Origin of the sequence: Buttiauxella cochleicola, assembly GCF_021283185.1 — a bacterium.
In the GTDB taxonomy this organism is placed as follows: Bacteria; Pseudomonadota; Gammaproteobacteria; order Enterobacterales; family Enterobacteriaceae; genus Buttiauxella; species Buttiauxella massiliensis.
The window spans coordinates 56,300-78,522 of sequence record NZ_JAJSOS010000011.1 but is presented as its reverse complement, the minus strand read 5'-3'; the positions used below and the strand labels follow the sequence as shown (position 1 = coordinate 78,522).

Sequence of the window (22,223 nt, the reverse complement as noted above, 5' to 3'; positions counted from 1 at the left end):
TATGCACGATAAACAACAACCCCAGGCAGAAGCCTTTGAGCTGAGTCAATTCGAGCGTGATGCGATTGAGCACGAAAAACATCATTACGAAGATGCTCGCGCAGCCTCTATCGAAGCGCTGAAAATTGTTCAGAAGCAGCGTGGCTGGGTGCCAGACGGTGCTATTTACGCCATCGCTGAAGTTCTGGGCATTCCAGCCAGTGACGTAGAAGGTGTTGCCACATTCTATAGCCAGATTTTCCGCCAGCCGGTTGGCCGCCACGTAATTCGCTACTGCGATAGCGTGGTTTGCCACATTACGGGCTACCAGGGCATTCAATCGGCTATCGAAGCAAAACTGAGCATCAAACCGGGTCAAACCACGTTTGATGGACGCTTTACCCTGCTGCCAACCTGCTGTCTGGGTAACTGCGACAAAGGGCCGACCATGATGATTGATGAGGACACTCACAGTTATCTGACGCCGGAAGCAATCCCTGATTTGCTGGAGCAGTATAAATGAAGACGATTATTCGTACTGCCGAGACCCATCCGCTGACCTGGCGGTTGCGTGATGACAAACAGCCTGTCTGGCTGGATGAATATCGCAGCAAAAACGGCTACGAAGGTGCGCGTCTTGCTCTGACCGGCCTCGCACCAGATGAAGTCGTTACCCGCGTTAAAGACTCAGGTCTGAAAGGGCGTGGCGGCGCAGGCTTTTCCACCGGTTTGAAGTGGAGCCTGATGCCGAAAGACGAGTCCATGAATATCCGTTACCTGCTGTGTAACGCCGATGAAATGGAACCCGGCACTTATAAAGACCGTTTGCTGATGGAGCAATTGCCGCACCTGTTGGTGGAAGGCATGCTGATTTCTGCATTCGCCCTGAAGGCGTATCGCGGTTACATCTTCCTGCGTGGCGAGTACATCGAAGCGGCTGTGCATTTGCGGCGTGCTATTGCAGAAGCGACCGAAGCGGGTCTGCTTGGCAAAAACATTCTCGGTTCTGGTTTTGATTTTGAGCTGATCGTGCACACCGGTGCCGGGCGTTATATCTGTGGTGAAGAAACCGCATTGATTAACTCCCTGGAAGGCCGTCGTGCCAACCCGCGTTCAAAACCACCATTCCCTGCATCAAGCGGCGTGTGGGGTAAACCAACCTGTGTAAACAACGTTGAAACCCTGTGCAACGTGCCAGCCATTCTGGCCAACGGCGTGGAGTGGTACCAGGGCATTTCTACCAGCAAAGATGCTGGCACCAAGCTAATGGGCTTCTCTGGTCGCGTGAAAAACCCAGGCGTCTGGGAATTACCGTTCGGCACCACGGCACGTGAAATCCTCGAGGATTACGCGGGCGGTATGCGCGATGGACTGAAATTCAAAGCCTGGCAGCCGGGTGGGGCAGGGACTGACTTCCTGACCGAATCACACCTTGATTTACCGATGGAATTCGAAAGCATCGGCAAAGCAGGCAGCCGTTTAGGTACCGCACTGGCGATGGCCGTAGACCATGAAATTGGTATGGTCCCGTTGGTGCGCAATCTGGAAGAGTTCTTTTCCCGCGAATCTTGCGGCTGGTGTACACCATGCCGTGACGGCTTGCCGTGGAGTGTGAAAATTCTGCGCGCGCTGGAGCGTGGCGAAGGCCAGCCTGGGGATATCGAAACACTTGAGCAACTGTGTCGATTCCTGGGTCCAGGTAAAACCTTCTGCGCGCATGCGCCAGGTGCGGTTGAGCCATTGCAGAGCGCGATTAAATATTTCCGCGAAGAATTCGAAGCAGGCATTGCCAAACAAGATTTCGGTAACACCCGTGCCATTACGGGCATTCAGCCGAACTTGTTAAAAGCACGCTGGTGATATCTGCACCCATAAAGGTGCAGGTAAGAAAAATTTTATAATTAACTGGAAGCATGCTGACTATGGCTACGATTCATGTAGACGGCAAAGAATATGAGGTAAACGGGTCAGACAACCTGCTGCAAGCATGTCTGTCGCTCGGCCTCGATATTCCTTATTTTTGCTGGCACCCGGCGCTAGGCAGCGTCGGTGCTTGCCGCCAGTGCGCGGTGAAGCAATATCAGAACGCAGAAGACAATCGTGGGCGCCTGGTGATGTCATGTATGACACCAGCCTCAGACGGTACGTTTATCTCTATTGACGATAGCGAAGCAAAAGAATTCCGCGAAAGCGTTGTGGAATGGTTAATGACTAACCACCCGCACGACTGCCCGGTTTGTGAAGAAGGCGGCAACTGCCACCTGCAGGATATGACGGTCATGACCGGTCATAGCTTCCGCCGTTACCGCTTCACAAAACGCACCCACCGTAATCAGGATCTCGGCCCGTTCATCTCTCACGAAATGAACCGCTGTATCGCCTGTTACCGCTGTGTGCGTTATTACAAAGATTACGCTGACGGCACCGACCTGGGTGTTTATGGCGCGCACGATAACGTCTACTTCGGTCGCCCGGAAGACGGCACGCTTGAGAGCGAATTCTCCGGTAACCTGGTAGAAATCTGCCCGACCGGCGTGTTCACCGACAAAACTCACTCCGAGCGCTACAACCGTAAGTGGGACATGCAGTTCGCACCAAGCATTTGCCAGCAGTGCAGCATCGGCTGTAACACAAGCCCAGGCGAGCGCTACGGCGAATTGCGTCGTATCGAAAACCGCTACAACGGCACCGTGAACCACTACTTCCTGTGTGACCGTGGCCGCTTTGGTTATGGCTACGTCAACCTGAAGGATCGTCCACGTCAGCCGATCCAGCGTCGTGGCGACGATCTGATCACGCTGAACGCCGATCAGGCGATGCAGGGTGCGGCAGATATTCTGCGCCAGTCGAAGAAAGTGATCGGTATCGGTTCTCCACGCGCCAGCGTTGAAAGCAACTTTGCGCTGCGTGAACTGGTGGGTGCGGACAACTTCTACACCGGTATTGCAACCGGTGAGCAAGCACGTCTGCAACTGATGCTCAAAGTGCTGCAAGAAAGTGGCATTCACACTCCGGCACTGCGTGAAATCGAAACCTACGATGCGGTTCTGGTGCTCGGCGAAGACATTACTCAGACCGGCGCACGTGTTGCACTGGCTGTGCGTCAGGCTGTGAAAGGCAAAGCTCGTGAAATGGCAGCAGCGCAGAAAGTGGCTGACTGGCAGATTGCGGCCATCCTGAACATCGGCCAGCACGCTAAACATCCGCTGTTTGTCACTAACATCGACAGCACTCGTCTGGACGACATCGCCGCATGGACTTACCGTGCGCCGGTTGAAGATCAGGCGCGTCTGGGCTTCGCGATTGCTAACGCGCTGGACAGCAACTCCCCAGCTGTTGAATTAGATCGCGATCTGAAAAATAAAGTCGACGTGATTGTTCAAGCGCTGGCTGGTGCGAAAAAACCATTGATCGTATCCGGTACTAACGCCGGAAGCGAAGCGGTGATTCAGGCCGCAGCAAACGTGGCGAAAGCGCTGAAAGGCCGTGGTGCCGATGTCGGTATCACTATGGTGGCTCGCGCGGTTAACAGCGTTGGCCTCGGCCTGATTGGCGGTGGCTCGCTGGAAGAAGCGTTAAGTGAACTGGAAAGCGGTGCTGCCGATGCGGTAGTGGTGCTGGAAAACGATCTGCATCGCCATGCTTCCGCGGCTCGCGTTGACGCAGCACTCAGTAAAGCTCCGCTGGTGATGGTGATTGACCATCAGCGCACCGCGATTATGGACAAAGCCCATCTGGTGCTGTCCACCGCAAGTTTTGCTGAAAGCGACGGTACGGTTATTAACAACGAAGGCCGCGCACAGCGTTTCTTCCAGGTTTATGACCCGGCGTATTACGACCATTCCGTTGTGATGCTGGAAAGCTGGCGCTGGTTGCACTCCCTGCACAGCACGGTTCAAAGCCGTGAAGTGGACTGGACGCAGCTTGACCATGTTATCGACGCGTGTGTGAAAGCGCTGCCACAGCTGGCCGGAATTAAAGAGGCGGCACCAGATGCCAGCTTCCGTATCCGTGGTCAGAAACTGTCACGTTCCCCAATCCGCTCCAGTGGTCGTACGGCTATGCGTGCCAACATTAGCGTGCACGAACCGCGTCAGCCGCAGGATAAAGACACCATGTTCGCCTTCTCGATGGAAGGGAACAACAGCCCGACAGCTAATCGCCAGCAGATCCCATTTGCATGGGCGCCAGGCTGGAACTCACCGCAGGCATGGAACAAATTCCAGGCCGAAGTGGGCGGCAAACTGCGCCACGGTGATCCTGGTGTGCGTCTGATTGAAGCTTCCGAAACGGGTATTGATTACTTCACCGATGTGCCGGAAATCTTCCATGCCGAAGAAGGGAAATGGCGTATCGCGCCTTACTACCATCTGTTTGGCAGCGATGAAATGTCCCAGCGTTCACCAATCTTCCAGAGCCGTATGGCGGAACCGTATATCAAGCTCAATCCGGCTGACGCTGCAAAACTGGGCGTGAATGCAGGAAGCCTGATTTCGTTTAGTTACGAAGGCCAGACGCTGAGTCTGCCACTGCAACTTTCCGAAGGTCTGGCAGCAGGGCAGGTCGGTTTACCGATGGGTATGCCTGGCATCGCTCCGGTGCTGGCGGGTGCGCGTCTTGAAAATCTCCAGGAGGCTGGCCAATGAGTTGGTTAACACCGGATGTTATCGACATTCTGCTGAGCATTCTCAAAGCGGTGGTGATCCTGCTGGTCGTGGTGACCTGTGGTGCGTTCATGAGTTTTGGCGAGCGTCGTTTGCTGGGCCTGTTCCAGAACCGTTACGGGCCTAACCGTGTTGGCTGGGGCGGATCGCTCCAGCTCGTCGCGGATATGATCAAGATGTTCTTTAAAGAAGACTGGACTCCGCGCTTTGCGGACCGCGTCATCTTTACCCTGGCTCCGATGATTGCTTTTACCTCGCTGCTGTTGGCCTTTGCCATTGTGCCGGTCAGCCCAAACTGGGTCGTTGCCGACCTGAACATTGGTATTTTGTTCTTCCTGATGCTGGCAGGCCTCGCGGTTTACGCCGTGCTGTTCGCTGGCTGGTCAAGTAACAACAAATACTCACTGTTGGGCGCAATGCGTGCTTCTGCACAAACGCTGAGCTACGAAGTGTTCCTTGGTTTGTCGCTGATGGGCGTTGTTGCGCAGGCAGGTTCGTTCAATATGGGCGATATCGTTGATAATCAGGCCAACCTGTGGAACGTGATTCCGCAGTTCTTCGGCTTTGTTACCTTCGCAATTGCTGGTGTTGCAGTTTGTCACCGTCACCCGTTTGACCAACCAGAAGCTGAGCAAGAACTGGCAGATGGTTACCACATCGAATACTCAGGCATGAAGTTCGGCCTGTTCTTTGTGGGTGAGTACATCGGCATCGTTACGGTTTCAGCCCTGATTGTCACCCTGTTCTTTGGTGGCTGGCATGGCCCGTGGTTACCACCTTTCATCTGGTTTGCGCTGAAAACTGCATTCTTCATGATGATGTTCATTTTGATCCGTGCAGCATTGCCTCGTCCGCGTTATGACCAGGTGATGTCCTTCGGCTGGAAAATTTGCCTGCCGTTGACACTGGTTAATCTGCTGGTGACCGCCGCGGTCATTCTCTATCAGGCACCATAAGGGGTGAAAAAACCATGACATTGAAAGAGTTAGCGGTTGGTTTCGGCACCCAGGTACGCAGTATCTGGATGATCGGTCTGCACGCGTTTGCCAAACGCGAAACGCAGATGTATCCGGAAGAGCCAGTCTATTTACCGCCGCGCTACCGTGGCCGCATCGTGTTAACGCGCGATCCGGACGGCTCCGAGCGCTGCGTAGCCTGTAACCTGTGTGCGGTAGCCTGCCCGGTGGCCTGTATCTCTTTGCAAAAAGCAGAAACAAAAGATGGCCGCTGGTATCCAGAATTCTTCCGCATTAACTTCTCGCGCTGCATCTTCTGTGGCCTGTGCGAAGAAGCGTGCCCAACCACGGCTATTCAGCTGACTCCAGACTTCGAGCTGGGTGAGTTTAAGCGCCAGGATTTGGTGTACGAAAAAGAGGACCTGTTGATCTCCGGTCCGGGCAAATACCCGGAATATAACTTCTACCGGATGGCAGGTATGGCAATCGACGGCAAAGATAAGGGCGAAGCGGAAAACGAAGCCAAGCCTATCGACGTCAAAGGCCTATTACCTTAAAGGAGCAAGGCAATGGAATTCGCTTTTTATATTTGCGCAATCATCGCGGTCGGGACCACTCTTCGAGTGATCACCCATACCAACCCGGTGCATGCCTTGCTGTATCTGATCATCTCGCTGCTGGCTATTTCCGGGGTGTTCTTCTCCCTGGGAGCGTACTTCGCCGCAGCGCTTGAGATTATCGTTTACGCCGGTGCCATCATGGTGCTGTTCGTCTTCGTGGTAATGATGCTCAACCTCGGCGGTGCGGTCGTTGAACAAGAGCGTAACTGGCTGAAACCGCAGTTGTGGATTGGCCCTGGCATTTTGTCAGCCGTCCTGCTTTCGGTGCTGGTTTACGCAATCCTGGGTCTGAATGACCAGGGGATTGACGGTACGCCAGTGAGTGCAAAAGCGGTAGGTATTGCGCTGTTCGGACCGTATGTTCTGGCAGTGGAATTAGCCTCAATGCTGCTGCTGGCGGGTCTGGTTGTTGCATTCCACCTGGGTCGTGAAGATCGTCCGGGTGAAGTGCTGAGCAACCGCCAGGCCGACGCAGCTGCGAAAAGAAAAACGGAGGAGCACGTATGATTCCGCTGCAACATGGACTAATCCTTGCTGCCATTTTGTTCGTCCTCGGGCTGACAGGGCTGGTGATTCGTCGCAACCTGCTTTTCATGCTGATTAGCCTGGAAGTGATGATCAACGCCGCCGCGCTCGCGTTCGTGGTCGCCGGAAGCTATTGGGGCCAGGCTGACGGCCAGGTGATGTATATTCTCGCGATTAGCTTAGCTGCCGCCGAAGCCAGTATTGGCCTCGCGCTGTTATTGCAGCTCCATCGTCGTCGCCAGAGCCTGAATATCGATTCAGTAAGTGAGATGCGTGGATGAACCTTCTCTGGTTAACCATTCTTTTGCCGTTTATTGGCTTTTTATTGTTGGCGTTCTCTCGTGGCCGCTGGTCAGAAAACCTTTCTGCCACCGTTGGCGTGGGCTCGATTGGCCTTACCGCGTTAGTGACGGCGATTGTCGGTGTTGATTTCTTCAACAACGGGCAACAGGCATTCACTCAACCGCTGTGGACGTGGATGTCGGTTGGCGATTTTAATATCGGCTTCAACCTGATCCTCGACGGCTTGTCACTGACCATGCTGTCTGTGGTGACCGGCGTTGGCTTCTTGATCCACATGTACGCGTCCTGGTATATGCGTGGGGAAGAGGGCTATTCGCGCTTCTTCGCCTACACCAACCTGTTTATCGCCAGCATGGTAGTTCTGGTTCTCGGCGACAACTTGTTGCTGATGTACCTTGGTTGGGAAGGCGTGGGCCTGTGCTCGTATCTGCTGATTGGTTTCTACTACACCGATCCTAAGAACGGCGCGGCAGCCATGAAAGCCTTCGTGGTAACCCGTGTCGGCGACGTGTTCCTCGCGTTTGCGCTGTTCATTCTTTACAACGAACTGGGCACGCTGAACTTCCGCGAAATGGTTGAACTGGCTCCGCAGCACTTTGCAGCTGGCAACCAGATGCTGATGTGGGCAACCCTGATGCTGTTGGGCGGTGCGGTGGGTAAATCTGCACAGTTGCCATTGCAGACCTGGCTTGCGGATGCGATGGCTGGCCCAACGCCAGTTTCAGCACTGATCCACGCAGCGACCATGGTTACCGCGGGTGTCTACCTGATTGCTCGTACTCACGGCCTGTTCCTGTTAACGCCGGAAGTGCTGCATTTAGTTGGCATCGTGGGTGCAGTAACATTGGTGATGGCAGGCTTTGCGGCGCTGGTGCAAACCGATATCAAACGCGTACTCGCGTACTCGACCATGAGCCAGATTGGCTATATGTTCCTGGCACTCGGTGTGCAAGCGTGGGATGCTGCAATCTTCCACCTGATGACTCACGCGTTTTTCAAAGCGCTGCTGTTCCTGTCGTCCGGTTCGGTGATTCTTGCCTGCCACCACGAACAAAACATCTTCAAAATGGGTGGCCTGCGTAAGTCCATTCCGCTGGTGTATATCTGCTTCCTGGTCGGCGGTGCCGCGTTGTCCGCGTTGCCACTCATTACTGCGGGCTTCTTCAGTAAAGATGAGATTCTGGCCGGTGCGATGGCGAATGGTCATGTGAACCTGATGGTTGCGGGTCTGGTCGGTGCGTTTATGACCTCACTGTATACCTTCCGTATGATCTTCATCGTCTTCCACGGTAAAGAGCAGATTCACGCGCATCCACTTAAAGGCATCACTCACAACTTGCCGCTGATTGTGCTGCTGGTGTTGTCCACCTTCGTTGGTGCAATGATTGTTCCGCCGCTTGCAGGTGTTCTGCCAGCGACTACAGAACTTGCGCACGGTAGCGTGTTGGCACTTGAGATTACCTCTGGTGTTGTCGCCATCGCCGGTATCCTGATTGCCGCATGGCTGTGGCTGGGTAAACGTACTCTGGTAACAGCGATTGCCAACAGCGCACCGGGTCGCTTCTTCGGTACCTGGTGGTTCCATGCCTGGGGCTTCGATTGGCTTTACGACAAAGTCTTCGTTAAGCCATTCCTGGGTATCGCCTGGCTTATCAAGAGCGATCCACTGAATTCACTGATGAACATTCCGGCAGTTCTTTCACGCTTTGCAGGTCGCGGCCTGTTGGTGAGTGAAAACGGTTATCTGCGCTGGTATGTGGCATCAATGAGTATCGGTGCGGTGGTCGTATTGGGCCTGCTGCTGGTCTTGCGTTGAGTATTGTGATTTTTGAGTGAAGATCGTTTCACAAGAAAAATGAATTTTAAGTAACTGTTCCTGAAGGACAGGCGTCATCGGCGAAACCAGACTGGACACCGCCTGCGCGTAGCAACCGGAGCGTACTCAAGTACGTGAGGATTGCGAGCACAGCCGGGGTTCAGTATGGCGAGCAAGATAGCCTGAGCAGGAGCAAAGATAAGGAACATACTGAGCTATGTTATTACCCTGGCTGATATTGATTCCCTTCATTGGCGGCTTCTTCTGCTGGCAGACTGAACGCTTCGGCGTAAAAGTGCCACGTTGGATTGCGCTGGTAACGATGGGACTGACACTGGCTCTCTCGCTGCAACTGTGGTTAGCCGGTGGCTATTCACTGACGCAATCCGCCGGTTTGCCGCAGTGGCAGTCTGAATTTATCCTGCCGTGGATCCCACGCTTTGGGATAACCATCCACCTTGCGCTGGACGGCTTATCTTTACTGATGGTAGTGCTCACCGGTCTGCTCGGTGTGCTGGCGGTACTCTGTTCCTGGAATGAAATCGAAAAATATCAGGGCTTCTTCCACCTCAACCTGATGTGGATCCTCGGCGGCGTTATCGGCGTGTTCCTTGCCATCGACATGTTCCTGTTCTTCTTCTTCTGGGAAATGATGTTGGTGCCGATGTACTTCCTGATCGCACTGTGGGGCCACAAAGCCTCCGACGGGAAGACGCGTATCACCGCTGCAACCAAATTCTTCATTTATACCCAGGCAAGCGGCCTGGTGATGCTGATTGCGATTCTTGGCCTGGTGTTCGTGCATTACAACTCAACCGGTGTGTGGACGTTTAACTACGAGCAATTGCTGCACACTGAAATGTCCAGCAGCGTTCAATGGTTGCTGATGTTGGGCTTCTTCATTGCGTTTGCGGTGAAAATGCCAGTGGTTCCATTGCACGGTTGGCTGCCGGATGCGCACTCCCAGGCACCAACTGCAGGTTCTGTTGACCTCGCAGGTATCTTGCTGAAAACCGCAGCCTACGGTCTGTTGCGTTTTGCACTGCCACTGTTCCCGGAAGCGTCTGCTGAATTTGCACCGATTGCCATGTGGCTGGGTGTCATCGGTATCTTCTACGGCGCGTGGATGGCCTTCGCACAAACCGATATCAAACGTCTGATTGCTTACACTTCCGTTTCCCACATGGGCTTCGTGTTGATTGCCATTTATACCGGCAGCCAACTGGCTTATCAGGGTGCGGTGATTCAGATGATTGCTCACGGCCTTTCTGCGGCCGGTATGTTCATCATCTGTGGTCAGATTTACGAGCGTTTGCACACTCGTGACATGCGTCTGATGGGCGGTCTGTGGAATAAAATCAAATGGCTGCCAGGTCTGTCGTTATTCTTTGCAGTGGCAACACTGGGTATGCCAGGCACCGGTAACTTCGTTGGCGAATTCATGATTCTGTTCGGCAGCTACCATGTCGTGCCAATGATTACCATTATCTCGACCTTCGGTCTGGTCTTTGCCTCAGTTTATTCTCTGGCGATGATTCATCGTGCTTACTTCGGGAAAGCGAAAAGCGAAATCAGTGATAAACAACTGGCAGGCATGTCGCTGCGTGAGTTCTTTATCATCCTGTTGCTGGTGGTGTTGTTAGTCCTGTTGGGCTTCTACCCGCAGCCAATTCTGGATACTTCGCATGCCGCGATGAGCAATATTCAGCAGTGGTTTACCAGTTCAATTCCAACTACAAGGCCGTAATTCGCCATGACTATAACTCCTCAACAATTGATCGCGCTGCTACCGCTGCTCGTCGTCGGATTGACGGTGGTGGTTGTGATGCTCTCCATAGCGTGGCGACGCGACCATTTTGTCAATGCAACACTGGCAGTAATTGGCCTTAACGCCGCACTCGTTTCACTGTGGTTTGTGGGTCAGGCTGGCGCGATGGATGTCACGCCGCTGATGCGCGTTGACGGCTATGCGATGCTCTACACAGGACTGGTTCTGCTAGCGAGCCTTGCCACTTGTACGTTTGCTTACCCGTGGCTTCAGGGTTACACCGACAACCGCGAAGAGTTTTACCTACTGGTGTTGATTGCAGCACTGGGCGGTATTCTGCTGGCAAACGCCAATCACCTGGCAGCATTGTTCCTGGGTATTGAGCTGATCTCGCTGCCGTTATTCGGTTTGATTGGCTACGCCTTCCGCCAGAAAAGGTCGCTTGAAGCGAGTATCAAATACACTATTTTGTCTGCTGCAGCGTCTTCATTCCTGCTGTTCGGTATGGCGCTGGTGTATGCGGAATCTGGCGACCTGTCGTTTGTTAGCCTCGGTAAGAGCCTGGCAGACAACATGCTGCATGAGCCTCTGCTGCTTGCGGGTTTGGGGCTGATGATTGTTGGCCTTGGCTTTAAACTGTCACTGGTTCCATTCCACTTGTGGACACCTGATGTTTACCAGGGCGCACCGGCCCCTGTTTCCACTTTCCTGGCTACCGCCAGCAAAATCGCCATCTTTGGTGTGGTGATGCGTCTGTTCCTCTACGCGCCAGTTGGCGATAGCGAAGCAGTCCGTGTGGTACTGGGGATTATCGCCTTTGTCTCCATTATCTTCGGTAACCTGATGGCGCTGAGCCAGACCAATATCAAGCGTCTGCTTGGTTACTCGTCTATCTCACACCTTGGTTATTTGATGGTGGCGTTGATTGCACTGCAAAGCGGCAACATGTCGATGGAAGCGGTCGGCGTGTATCTTGCAGGTTATCTGTTCAGCAGCCTCGGCGCATTCGGCGTGGTGAGCCTGATGTCCAGCCCGTACCGTGGCCCGGATGCAGACTCGCTGTACTCCTACCGTGGCCTATTCTGGCACAAGCCAATTTTGTCTGCGGTCATGACGGTGATGATGTTGTCGCTTGCTGGTATTCCAATGACGCTGGGCTTCATCGGTAAGTTCTACATCATTGCGGTAGGTGTGCAGTCTCACCTGTGGTGGTTGACCGGTGCTGTGGTGCTGGGTAGTGCGATTGGTTTGTACTACTACCTGCGTGTAACGGTGAGTTTGTACCTGAACGCACCGCAACAGCCAGGCCGTGATGCGCCAACTAACTGGGCGTTTACAGCTGGCGGTGTAGTGGTTCTGATCTCCGCCGTGCTGGTGTTGTTGCTGGGTGTTTACCCGCAGCCGCTGATTACGCTGGTGCGCATGGCAACACCGATGATGTAAGCCGTATTGGCATGAAATGAAAAGGCTACCTTTCGCGGTAGCCTTTTTTATTTCAATGAATTGCTACACTTAAGTACACTTTTAGCTTCGGCAAATAAAAATGGAGTTGTATGGCCACGCATCTGGTCTGGTTTCGTAATGATTTACGCATTCATGACAATCTGGCGCTGGCGGCAGCCTGCCGTGACCCTAACGCTCGCGTGGTGGGGCTGTTTATTGCCACACCTGAACAATGGCGACAACATGATATGGCGCCACGCCAGGCGCAGTTTCTTCATGGTCATTTAAATGCGTTACAAGCGTCACTTGCGGAGCGTGGCATCGAACTTTGTATCAGGCAAGTGCCTGATTTTGCCGCTTCGATAGAGTGCCTTGCGCAGTTTTGTGAAAGCGAAAATATCGACGCACTGTTTTACAACTATCAATACGAGCTGAATGAGCGCCAACGCGATCTGGCGGTTGAACGTGGCCTCGGTAAAAAAGTGATTTGCCAGGGTTTTGATGACAGCGTTTTGCTGGCGCCCGGAAGCCTCATGACTGGCAATCACGAGATGTACAAAGTGTTCACCCCGTTCAGCAAAGCGTTTATTAAAAGGCTGCGCGAAGGGTTGCCCGAATGCGTTGTGGCTCCGCGACCGCGTGGTGAGGCGCTTTCAGTGACGCCAACAGAGCCGTTTGATTATCCATGTGCGGAAATCGACTCCTCACTGTTTCCCATCGGCGAGCGGGCCGCTATTGCGAAATTACGTGAGTTTTGCCAGCATCCTGCGGCACATTATCCCGAACAGCGTGATTTCCCTGCTATCGAAGGCACCAGCCGTTTGTCGCCGTATCTGGCGCTTGGCGTGCTTTCGCCGCGCCAGTGTTTGCACCGATTATTGAAAGAACATCCGCAGGTACTGGACGGTGGGAGCGGGAGCGTGTGGTTAAACGAGCTGATCTGGCGCGAGTTCTATCGTCATTTGCTGGTGGCGTATCCGAAACTTTGCCGCCATCAGCCGTTTATCCTATGGACAGACAACCTGTGCTGGCAACAAGATGAAATGCTGTTGGACGCGTGGCAGCAAGGGAAAACGGGGTTCCCGATTGTCGATGCCGCAATGCGCCAACTGAATACCACGGGCTGGATGCACAACCGCTTGCGTATGGTTGTCGCCAGTTTTCTGGTAAAAGATCTGCTTATCGACTGGCGATGCGGCGAACGCTACTTTATGTCACAACTGATTGATGGTGACCTGGCTGCTAACAATGGCGGCTGGCAATGGGCGGCCTCGACCGGCACTGATGCAGCACCTTATTTTAGAATCTTTAACCCAACCACCCAGGGCGAGCGATTCGATGGAAAAGGTGAATTTATCCACCAGTGGCTGCCGGAATTGAGTGATATACCTGATAAATACATCCATACCCCTTGGGTCTGGGCGGACAAACAACAATTGGAACTGGACTATCCGCGCCCGATTGTCGACCATAAACAAGCACGTATCGCGACACTCGCCGCTTATGAAGCGGCCCGTAAATCTGAAGAGAAAGATAATGAAAAATAGCGAACTGGAACGCCTGATTAACGAAAAACTCAACAGCGCTGCTATCAGCGATTACGCGCCGAATGGTTTGCAGGTCGAAGGGCGTGAAGAAGTCCGCAAAATCGTTACCGGTGTGACAGCAAGCCAGGCGCTGATTGACGAAGCGGTGCGCCAACAGGCCGATGCGGTGATTGTTCACCACGGGTATTTCTGGAAAGGTGAGTCGCCGGTGATTCGTGGGATGAAACGCAATCGCCTGAAAGCGCTGCTCAGCAATGACATCAATTTATACGGCTGGCATTTACCGCTTGATGCGCATCCACAGCTCGGTAATAACGCGCAGCTTGGAGCGTTGCTGGGGATTGAAACCAAAGGAGAAGTTGAGCCGCTGGTGCCGTGGGGGGAGTTTCCAACTCCGCTTTCGGGGGTAGAGCTGGCTTCGTGGATTGAGATGCGCCTTGGTCGTACACCGCTTTGGAGCGGTGATACTGGTCCTGAACAAATTCGCCGTGTCGCCTGGTGTACGGGCGGCGGGCAAAGTTTTATTGATAGCGCGGCTCGTTTCGGCGTTGATGCGTTTATTACTGGTGAAGTTTCAGAGCAGACGATTCATTCTGCACGTGAACAAGGTCTACATTTCTATGCGGCCGGGCATCACGCCACCGAGCGCGGCGGTATTCAGGCATTAAGTGATTGGCTGAATAGTGAGACAGATTTGGAAGTAACCTTTATCGATATTCCGAACCCGGCATAACGTCAGACCGAGGAGTAAAAGTGCAAAGAGCGCGGTGTTATCTGCTAGGCGAAAGTGCAGTAGTTCTTGAACTGGAACCACCTTTATCGCTGGAAAGCCAGCAACGAATCTGGGGATTAACCCAGCGTCTACTGGAATCTCCCGCTGTTTCAGAAGTTATTCCTGGGATGAACAACATCACTGTGGTGCTACGTGAACCGCAAAGCCTGGCGCTGGATGGTATTGAGCGGCTCCAGCGCTGGTGGGAAGAGAGCGAGGCCATGGTGGTTGAATCCCGCCGCATTGAAATTCCGGTCATTTATGGTGGCAGTTTTGGCCCTGATTTAGCCGAAGTCGCAGGGCATTGCGGCTTATCGGCAAGCCAGGTTGTGGAGCTGCACTCATCCGTTGATTACATTGTCTATTTTCTCGGTTTTCAACCGGGCTTTGCCTATCTTGCAGGCCTTGCTCCAACTCTTTCTATGCCGCGTCGAGCTGAGCCACGCCTGATGGTTCCTGCAGGCTCAGTAGGTATTGGCGGCAGCCAGACAGGTATTTATCCGCTGGCAACGCCTGGTGGCTGGCAGCTTATCGGCCAGACGCCCGTGAGACTCTTCAATCCGGCTGATGACGTGCCAACACTACTGGCTCCGGGAGATACCGTCCGCTTTGTGCCTCAAAAGGAGGGCGTGTGCTGAAAATAATCCGTGCTGGAATGCATATGTCGATACAAGACGCAGGGCGTTTTGGTTATCGGCAGTTGGGCGTTAGCCGCTGTGGTGCTCTTGATACTCCAGCGTTGAAAATTGCTAATTTGCTGGTGGGTAATGCACCCGATAGTGCCGCGCTGGAAATCACGCTAGGCCATTGCGTTGTTGAGTTCACCAGCGATGGCTGGTTTGCGTTGACTGGTGCAGGAAGCCACGCTGAATTGGATGGACGTACAGTCTGGACTGGCTGGCGGCTACCGGTGAAAGCGGGCCAGCAATTAAGGCTAAAAGTGCCTGAACGAGGGATGCGTAGCTATCTTGCTGTCGCCGGTGGGTTGGATGTCCCGGAAATCCTGGGTTCTTATAGTACCGATCTTAAAGCGCAAATTGGCGGGATCGAAGGGCGTTTGCTCAAAGATGGCGATGAAATACCGCTATTACCGGCAACTCGACGGTTCCGGGAGTCGCGCGGTGTAAAGCAACTCTTGTGGGGGAACCGCATTCGTGCGCTGGCCGGCCCGGAATATCAGGAGTTTACACACACTTCGCAAGATGCATTCTGGCGTTTACCGTGGCAGTTAAGCCCACAAAGTAACCGCATGGGTTATCGCATGCAGGGGCAGCGGCTTGAGCGCACTACCGATCGCGAGTTGTTGTCGCATGGGCTACTGCCGGGAGTAGTGCAGGTGCCGCATAATGGGCAGCCTATTGTGCTTATGAATGATGCGCAGACGACCGGTGGATATCCAAGGATTGCCTGCGTTATCGAAGCTGACATGTTTAATCTTGCGCAATTACGCTTAGGGGAGCCGGTTCATTTCGTGCAATGCACGTTGGAAGAAGCCCTGAAAGCGCGTCGTGAGCAGCAAATCTATCTTGAGCAACTGGCATGGCGGCTGAATAACGAAGACTAATTTTCAAGGGCAAAGAGATGCCAGAAGGTCCAGAAATAAGGCGAGCGGCGGATAAACTTGAAGCCGCCGTTTTAGGTAAATCATTAACTGCGGCGTGGTTCGCCTTTCCTGAATTAAAAGTGTTTGAACAGGCGTTAGTCGGCCAGACAGTCGAGCGTATGGAAACGCGCGGCAAAGCTCTGTTGACGCATTTTTCCGGCGGTTTAACCCTTTATAGCCACAACCAGCTTTATGGCGTGTGGCGCGTGATTAACACCGGGGAAATGCCGGAAACCACGCGAGTCTTGCGCGTGAAATTGCAGACAGCCGATAAAGCCATTTTGCTCTATAGCGCTTCGGACATTGAAATGCTCGACGCGGATGGTCTGGCGAATCACCCGTTTTTGCTGCGTGTTGGCCCGGATGTGCTGGATCTCACTCTCAGCGCGGAGCAGGTGAAAGAGCGTTTGTTGTCGACGAGATTTCGCAAGCGCCAGTTCAGCGGGCTGTTACTGGATCAGGCGTTTCTGGCAGGATTAGGAAATTATCTGCGCGTTGAAATTCTCTGGGCGGTGGGGTTGCTGGCGCATCATAAAGCGCAGGATTTAACGGCTGAACAGCTCGAAAATCTTTCGCACGCGCTGCTGGATATACCGCGACATTCCTACAAGACGCGTGGAAATGTGGATGAAAACAGACATCATGGGGCGATTTTTAGCTTCAAAGTCTTTCATCGGGCAGGGGAGAAGTGCGAGCGCTGCGGCGGGGTAATCGAGAAAACGATGCTTTCATCGAGGCCGTTTTATTGGTGCCCTGGTTGCCAGTATTAAATAATCGCGAAGATTGCGTTTATCTCACCGGGCAGAAATCGGGTATATTGGGACGCAGATCACAAAAAAACCTTACAGGAAGACGTTGCACTATGAGTTCTCGTTTCGCCCTGGCTGCTGTGGCAGCCGTTTTAGTCCTGACAGGATGCGCAAAATCGAAAACCGATGATCCGACATCGGCTTTCGATTTCGGCTCCTCGCGCGTGACCGTGACGCATATCCCAACGAAAACCGACGATGGCACCACAATATACGTGACCGTGGATAGCAAGGATGCCGGTGCGCTGGGGACGGGTAAGAGTCTTGAGCTACAACTGCCAGAGGGCAAACATACAGTCGGCGGCTATGCCCGTACGTTAATTGGTCGCGTAACCATATCGCCTGTCGAAGTATCGACATCGAGCGATGTTGTCAGCCACGTGACATATTCCATTGCGAATAGTAAACCGACATTTACCGTCCGCGCGTCAACTCCGGTTCCTAAACCGAAGTCAGAAACGATTCCGGTAGAATCTGTTCCGGTTATACAACAGCAAATTGAAGCGCCTGCCGCGACTGAACAAACGCAGGTTGCGCTACCTGCCACGGTCGAACAGACGCAGGTTACACCACCTGCCACGGTCGAACAGACGCAGGTTACACCACCTGCCACGACTGAACAGACGCAAGTGACAACACCTGCCGCGCCAGCAACGACGCAGGAAACTCAGTCGCCGAAAGTCACCGTACTGACGCCAACAACCCAGTCGCAGACCGAAACGCAAACATCGGCACCGCAGGGCGTGGACATCACCAATCTGACGGATAACCCACAGGCATAACGCTGACCAAAAAAAACGCGCCTTTCGGCGCGTTCTTTAATTTCCAGAAACGAACTTATTTTTTCAAATCAGATTTGAAATCACGCTGTTCGTAGCCAGTATACAACTGACGTGGACGGGCAATTTTAATGCCGTCGTCGTGCATTTCATTCCAGTGTGCAATCCAGCCAACAGTACGCGCCATCGCGAAGATAACGGTAAACATGGAAGATGGAATACCCATTGCTTTCAGGATGATGCCTGAGTAGAAGTCCACGTTCGGGTAGAGTTTTTTCTCGATGAAGTACGGGTCGTTAAGCGCGATATGCTCAAGTTCCATCGCCACTTCAAGCAGGTTGTTATCTTTCAGATTCAGCTCTTTGAGAACTTCATGGCAGGTTTCACGCATTACTGTGGCACGCGGGTCGTAGTTTTTGTACACACGGTGGCCAAAGCCCATCAGGCGGAAAGAGTCATTCTTATCTTTCGCACGACGAACGAATTCAGGAATGTGTTCAACACTGCTGATCTCTTCAAGCATCTTCAGTGCTGCTTCGTTAGCACCACCGTGCGCAGGTCCCCACAGGGATGCGATACCGGCTGCGATACACGCGAATGGGTTAGCGCCACTTGAGCCAGCAGTACGAACGGTTGATGTGGAAGCGTTTTGCTCGTGGTCTGCGTGCAGGATCAGAATTCGGTCCATTGCGCGTTCCAGAATTGGGTTAACTTCGTATTTCTCGCACGGCGTGGAGAACATCATGTTCAGGAAGTTACCGGCATAAGACAGGTCGTTGCGTGGATAAACGAACGGTTGACCTATTGAATATTTGTAGCACATGGCTGCCATGGTTGGCATTTTGGACAACAGTCGGAACGCGGCAATCTCACGGTGGCGTGGGTTATTCACGTCCATGGAGTCATGATAAAACGCCGCCAGTGCACCGGTCACACCACACATCACAGCCATCGGGTGGGAGTCACGACGGAAACCGTGGAACAAACGTGTGATTTGTTCGTGGATCATGGTGTGACGGGTGACGGTGGTTTTAAATTCTTCGTATTGTTCCTGGGTCGGTTTTTCGCCGTTCAGCAGGATATAGCAGACTTCAAGATAATTGGAGTGTGTTGCCAGTTGATCGATCGGGAAACCACGGTGCAGCAAGATGCCTTCATCACCGTCGATAAAGGTGATTTTTGATTCGCATGATGCGGTAGAGGTAAAACCCGGGTCAAAAGTAAATACACCTTTAGAACCAAGACTACGGATATCAATTACATCCTGACCGAGAGTGCCTTTTAGCACATTCAGTTCCAGAGCATCATCACCGTTATAGGTGAGAGTTGCTTTTTTATCAGACATTTACGGTCTCCTTAGCGCCTTATTCATCAGACTGCGGGATGCCCGACTTGCCTATTCCCGTCATACTTCAAGTTGCATCTTTGTTGGCTTTCCTCGCTCACCCCAGTCACTTACTTATGTAAGCTCCTGGGGATTCGCTGCGTTGCCGCCTCGATGCCACTCGAATTATTTAGGAAATACATTCAAACCAACCGTGACGCATACCAGTTTTTTATTTGGCTCTCAGCTCTGTTTTGATATCAGTGTAACGCAGGGTACAGAGCAATGGGCGCTTGCAGGTAACACGAGCCACGCAGGTGAAAAAACAGCAAATCAGGGTGTTAGCAGTCCATATCATTCAAATCTGTGTACCACTAATAACGGTCCTGATTGATTGGGTCAATACCGATACACTGTTACATAACTTATTCTCAGGTGAAAGGCTGACCCTATAACTTTTGCGAATTATACGGCTTTTCTGGCATCGTTTGTAACAAGAATGTTTAACTTTTGTCAAATCAGATGATTAAAATTTAAAATAATGTTGTTATCGTGATCCTGCTCACTGTTCAGACCAAAAGCCCTTCAAACTATATGTAGGTTAATTGTAATGAATTTGTGAAGCGCCTATACTGCCGCCAGGTCTCCGGAATACCCTGCCACCGGGCGCCACCCAGCGTTGTAGCCAGCTTTTTGGCATCTGGATGTAGCTGTTTTTGCATGACGCACAGTTATAGAAAGTTCACGCTGTCTGACCCCGCCTGCAGATCCGGAGGAAGGAAACTATAAGAACAGCATGTGGGCGCTATTCATGATAAAAAATGCGAAAAAACAAAGACCTGTAAACCTCGATCTCACAACGATGAGGTTCCCCGTCACTGCAATCGCTTCCATCCTCCATCGTGTATCCGGCGTGATCACCTTTGTGGCTGTAGGCATCCTACTGTGGTTGTTAGGCCAGTCACTCTCGTCTCCAGAAGGCTTCCTTGTTGCGTCAGCAATAATGAGTAGCTTCTTTGTTAAATTCATTATGTGGGGCATCCTCACAGCACTGGCTTATCACGTTGTTGTGGGCATCCGCCACATCATGATGGACACCGGTTTGCTGGAAGAAACCCTGATAGCGGGCAAACGATCCGCAATGATTTCATTTGTTATTACTGTCGTGCTTTCACTTCTCGCAGGAGTCCTCGTATGGTAAGTAATGCCTCCGCATTAGGTCGCAATGGTGTGCATGACTATATTCTGGTTCGTGCCTCCGCCATCGTCATCACCCTGTACATCATTTATATGATCGGGTTCTTCGCTGTTACCGGCGATTTAACCTACGAGGTCTGGAGTGGTTTCTTCGGCTCCGCCTTCACCAAAGTGTTCACCCTGCTGACATTGTTCTCAATTTTGATCCATGCCTGGATTGGCATGTGGCAGGTGTTGACCGACTACGTTAAACCAGTGGCGATTCGTCTTGGCCTGCAACTTGTTATTGTTGTTGCACTGCTGGTTTACGTCATTTATGGATTCGTTGTGGTGTGGGGTGTGTAATGAGTTTACCAGTCAGAGAGTTTGATGCAGTCGTGATCGGTGCTGGTGGTGCAGGTATGCGCGCCGCACTGCAAATTTCACAAGGCGGCCAGACTTGTGCCTTGTTATCTAAAGTTTTCCCAACCCGTTCCCATACCGTGTCTGCGCAGGGTGGCATTACCGTAGCGCTGGGTAATACCCACGAAGACAACTGGGAATGGCATATGTATGACACGGTAAAAGGTTCCGACTATATCGGTGACCAGGACGCCATTGAATATATGTGCAAAACCGGCCCGGAAGCGATTCTGGAACTGGAGCATATGGGTTTGCCGTTCTCCCGTCTTGAAGATGGCACTATTTATCAGCGTCCGTTTGGCGGTCAGTCGAAAAACTTCGGCGGCGAGCAAGCGGCACGTACTGCGGCAGCGGCTGACCGTACCGGTCACGCATTACTGCACACGCTTTATCAGCAAAACCTGAAAAACAAAACCACGATCTTCTCCGAATGGTATGCGCTTGATCTGGTGAAAAATGCTGATGGTGCCGTGGTGGGTACCACCGCGCTGTGTATCGAAACCGGCGAAGTGGTTTATTTCAAAGCGAAAGCCACCATTCTGGCAACCGGCGGTGCAGGCCGTATTTATCAGTCCACCACTAACGCGCACATTAATACCGGCGACGGTGTTGGCATGGCGTTGCGTGCAGGCGTGCCAGTACAAGATATGGAAATGTGGCAGTTCCACCCAACCGGCATTGCTGGCGCGGGTGTACTGGTCACTGAAGGTTGTCGTGGTGAAGGCGGATATCTGCTGAACAAACATGGCGAGCGTTTCATGGAGCGCTATGCACCAAACGCTAAAGACCTTGCTGGACGCGATGTTGTTGCTCGCTCCATCATGATTGAAATCCGTGAAGGTCGTGGTTGTGATGGCCCATGGGGTCCACACGCCAAACTGAAACTTGATCACTTAGGTAAAGAAGTTCTGGAATCCCGTCTGCCGGGTATTCTTGAGCTGTCTCGTACCTTTGCCCACGTTGACCCGATTAAAGAGCCAATTCCAGTTATCCCAACTTGCCACTACATGATGGGCGGTATTCCGACCAAAGTGACCGGGCAAGCGCTGACGGTAAACGAGCAGGGCGAAGACGTTCTGATTCCAGGTCTGTTTGCCGTAGGTGAAATCGCCTGCGTATCGGTTCACGGTGCCAACCGCCTGGGCGGTAACTCGCTGCTGGATTTGGTGGTGTTTGGTCGCGCTGCGGGCATGCATCTGCTGGAGTCTATCCAGGAACAGGGCGAGCTGCGTGACGCAACCGAAGACGAAATTAATGCAGCACTTGAGCGCCTGAACCGTTGGAACGGCAACCGTAACGGCGAAGACCCAGTACAAATCCGTAAAGCGCTTCAAGAATGTATGCAGCACAACTTCTCGGTATTCCGCGAAGGTGATGCGATGGCCAAAGGCCTTGAGCAGCTGAAGCAAATCCGCGAACGCCTGAAAAACGCTCGTCTGGATGACACTTCAAGCGAGTTCAACACCCAGCGTGTTGAGTGCCTCGAGCTTGATAACCTGATGGAAACCGCTTACGCGACTGCTGTTTCCGCTAACTTCCGCACCGAAAGCCGTGGCGCGCATAGCCGCTTCGACTATCCGGAACGTGACGATGCAAACTGGCTGTGCCACAGCCTGTATCTGCCTGAGTCGGAAAGCATGACGCGCCGTGAGGTGAACATGCAGCCGAAACTGCGTCCGGCATTCCCGCCGAAAGTGCGTTCTTATTAATAGCGGA

At 52.8% G+C, this 22,223-nt stretch carries 21 protein-coding genes; 19 read left to right on the top strand and 2 right to left on the bottom strand.

The annotated features are described in order from the left end of the window. Position 1: 1 nt before the first annotated feature. The 16 genes from nuoE to LVQ76_RS16975 all read left to right on the top strand — a co-directional run bounded on the left by nuoE (position 2) and on the right by LVQ76_RS16975 (position 17,587). Positions 2-502: an NADH-quinone oxidoreductase subunit NuoE gene (gene nuoE / locus LVQ76_RS17050; protein ID WP_232904405.1), complete on the top strand. Its 501-nt coding sequence runs from the start codon at positions 2-4 to the stop codon at positions 500-502. Then, positions 499-1,839, top strand: coding sequence for an NADH-quinone oxidoreductase subunit NuoF (nuoF, locus tag LVQ76_RS17045; protein ID WP_232865966.1), 1,341 nt, complete (start codon positions 499-501; stop codon positions 1,837-1,839). Before nuoE ends, nuoF begins: the two co-directional genes overlap by 4 nt. A 62-nt stretch (positions 1,840-1,901) precedes the next feature. Further along, a complete protein-coding gene (nuoG, locus tag LVQ76_RS17040) occupies positions 1,902-4,625 on the top strand; it encodes an NADH-quinone oxidoreductase subunit NuoG (RefSeq protein ID WP_232922103.1) in 2,724 nt (907 codons plus the stop codon). Then, positions 4,622-5,599, top strand: a complete 978-nt coding sequence (nuoH, locus tag LVQ76_RS17035) for an NADH-quinone oxidoreductase subunit NuoH (RefSeq protein ID WP_232922102.1) — start codon at positions 4,622-4,624, stop codon at positions 5,597-5,599. Before nuoG ends, nuoH begins: the two co-directional genes overlap by 4 nt. A gap of 14 nt (positions 5,600-5,613) precedes the next feature. Beyond that, positions 5,614-6,156, top strand: coding sequence for an NADH-quinone oxidoreductase subunit NuoI (gene nuoI / locus LVQ76_RS17030; protein ID WP_034458795.1), 543 nt, complete (start codon positions 5,614-5,616; stop codon positions 6,154-6,156). Between the two features lie 12 nt (positions 6,157-6,168). Beyond that, on the top strand, positions 6,169-6,726 hold the full coding sequence (gene nuoJ, locus LVQ76_RS17025) for an NADH-quinone oxidoreductase subunit J (RefSeq protein ID WP_232865968.1): 558 nt from the start codon (positions 6,169-6,171) through the stop codon (positions 6,724-6,726). After that, positions 6,723-7,025: an NADH-quinone oxidoreductase subunit NuoK gene (gene nuoK, locus LVQ76_RS17020; protein WP_034458791.1), complete on the top strand. Its 303-nt coding sequence runs from the start codon at positions 6,723-6,725 to the stop codon at positions 7,023-7,025. Before nuoJ ends, nuoK begins: the two co-directional genes overlap by 4 nt. Further along, complete coding sequence (gene nuoL / locus LVQ76_RS17015) at positions 7,022-8,863, top strand: NADH-quinone oxidoreductase subunit L (protein ID WP_232904402.1); 1,842 nt, start codon at positions 7,022-7,024, stop codon at positions 8,861-8,863. Before nuoK ends, nuoL begins: the two co-directional genes overlap by 4 nt. Positions 8,864-9,080: 217 nt before the next feature. Continuing rightward, positions 9,081-10,610: an NADH-quinone oxidoreductase subunit M gene (gene nuoM / locus LVQ76_RS17010; protein WP_064512657.1), complete on the top strand. Its 1,530-nt coding sequence runs from the start codon at positions 9,081-9,083 to the stop codon at positions 10,608-10,610. Positions 10,611-10,616: 6 nt separating this feature from the next. After that, positions 10,617-12,074 carry an NADH-quinone oxidoreductase subunit NuoN gene (gene nuoN, locus LVQ76_RS17005; protein WP_232904401.1) on the top strand — a complete coding sequence of 486 codons (1,458 nt, stop codon included), beginning with the start codon at positions 10,617-10,619 and terminating at the stop codon, positions 12,072-12,074. Between the two features lie 110 nt (positions 12,075-12,184). Beyond that, complete coding sequence (gene phrB, locus LVQ76_RS17000) at positions 12,185-13,621, top strand: deoxyribodipyrimidine photo-lyase (RefSeq protein WP_232922101.1); 1,437 nt, start codon at positions 12,185-12,187, stop codon at positions 13,619-13,621. Further along, positions 13,611-14,354 carry a type 2 GTP cyclohydrolase I gene (locus LVQ76_RS16995; protein WP_232867015.1) on the top strand — a complete coding sequence of 248 codons (744 nt, stop codon included), beginning with the start codon at positions 13,611-13,613 and terminating at the stop codon, positions 14,352-14,354. The genes phrB and LVQ76_RS16995 overlap by 11 nt, the downstream gene beginning before the upstream one ends. Positions 14,355-14,374: 20 nt before the next feature. Then, entirely contained in the window at positions 14,375-15,031 is a 657-nt protein-coding gene (gene pxpB / locus LVQ76_RS16990; protein ID WP_232904399.1) for a 5-oxoprolinase subunit PxpB, read from the top strand. Then, entirely contained in the window at positions 15,025-15,957 is a 933-nt protein-coding gene (gene pxpC, locus LVQ76_RS16985; RefSeq protein WP_134185173.1) for a 5-oxoprolinase subunit PxpC, read from the top strand. Before pxpB ends, pxpC begins: the two co-directional genes overlap by 7 nt. A 17-nt stretch (positions 15,958-15,974) precedes the next feature. Continuing rightward, a complete protein-coding gene (gene nei, locus LVQ76_RS16980; protein WP_232922100.1) occupies positions 15,975-16,766 on the top strand; it encodes an endonuclease VIII in 792 nt (263 codons plus the stop codon). Between the two features lie 92 nt (positions 16,767-16,858). After that, on the top strand, positions 16,859-17,587 hold the full coding sequence (locus LVQ76_RS16975) for a ribonuclease E domain-containing protein (protein ID WP_232922099.1): 729 nt from the start codon (positions 16,859-16,861) through the stop codon (positions 17,585-17,587). A gap of 55 nt (positions 17,588-17,642) precedes the next feature. On the opposite strand, the gene LVQ76_RS16970 is transcribed toward LVQ76_RS16975, so the two are convergent. Both LVQ76_RS16970 and LVQ76_RS22475 read right to left on the bottom strand, forming a co-directional pair. Further along, positions 17,643-18,929: a citrate synthase gene (locus LVQ76_RS16970; RefSeq protein WP_064512639.1), complete on the bottom strand. Its 1,287-nt coding sequence runs from the start codon at positions 18,927-18,929 to the stop codon at positions 17,643-17,645. A gap of 337 nt (positions 18,930-19,266) precedes the next feature. Next, positions 19,267-19,425, bottom strand: coding sequence for a hypothetical protein (locus tag LVQ76_RS22475; protein WP_502258295.1), 159 nt, complete (start codon positions 19,423-19,425; stop codon positions 19,267-19,269). Between the two features lie 279 nt (positions 19,426-19,704). Between LVQ76_RS22475 and sdhC the strand changes: the two genes are divergently transcribed. Genes sdhC through sdhA form a run of 3 tightly spaced genes read left to right on the top strand, consistent with a single transcriptional unit; the run spans position 19,705 to position 22,216 of the window. Continuing rightward, positions 19,705-20,109 (top strand): succinate dehydrogenase cytochrome b556 subunit, encoded by a 405-nt coding sequence (gene sdhC, locus LVQ76_RS16965; RefSeq protein ID WP_064512637.1) that lies wholly within the window; start codon positions 19,705-19,707, stop codon positions 20,107-20,109. After that, positions 20,103-20,450, top strand: a complete 348-nt coding sequence (gene sdhD, locus LVQ76_RS16960) for a succinate dehydrogenase membrane anchor subunit (RefSeq protein ID WP_034458774.1) — start codon at positions 20,103-20,105, stop codon at positions 20,448-20,450. Before sdhC ends, sdhD begins: the two co-directional genes overlap by 7 nt. Next, the gene (sdhA, locus tag LVQ76_RS16955; RefSeq protein ID WP_120066214.1) at positions 20,450-22,216 is read left to right on the top strand and encodes a succinate dehydrogenase flavoprotein subunit; all 1,767 of its coding nucleotides are present in this window, start codon (positions 20,450-20,452) and stop codon (positions 22,214-22,216) included. Before sdhD ends, sdhA begins: the two co-directional genes overlap by 1 nt. Positions 22,217-22,223: the final 7 nt, after the last annotated feature.